The organism is Mesorhizobium sp. M2E.F.Ca.ET.209.01.1.1 (assembly GCF_004010375.2).
GTDB lineage: Bacteria > Pseudomonadota > Alphaproteobacteria > Rhizobiales > Rhizobiaceae > Mesorhizobium.
This window is the reverse complement of the sequence record NZ_SADP02000513.1, coordinates 1-355: the sequence shown is the minus strand read 5'-3', so window position 1 is coordinate 355 and position 355 is coordinate 1. Positions and strand designations below refer to the sequence as shown.

The following is a 355-nucleotide window of genomic DNA, read 5'->3' as shown; positions in this document are numbered from 1 at the left end:
CCGGCGCCGAGGAAATCACCCGCCAGGTCGAGGCCGAGGGGCAGGAGTTGAAGGATGCGGAACTGAAGCTGCCTGAGGCGGACATCCGCGCCATCGAGGCCTATTTCGCGCCGCCGGCGCTGGCCGGGCGTCCGGAAGGCGACGCGGCCGTCAAGGTGGCGCGGTTGGATTCCAAGGGCTTCTCGGACTGGCTCGACCAGAACGTGGTGACGCATCGCCATCCCGATTATGCCGCGGTGACGATTTCGCTCAAGGGCATCGGCGAGGTACCGGGCGACGCATCGGACAGCCAGATGGAAGCCGTCGCCGATATCGCCGAAAGATACGCCCTCGACGAGTTGCGCGACAGCCACGA

General features: G+C 66.5%; 1 pseudogene. It reads left to right on the top strand.

The features are described 5' to 3' along the window. A pseudogene (locus EN852_RS36705) lies at positions 1-355 on the top strand (nitrite/sulfite reductase); the annotation flags it as partial.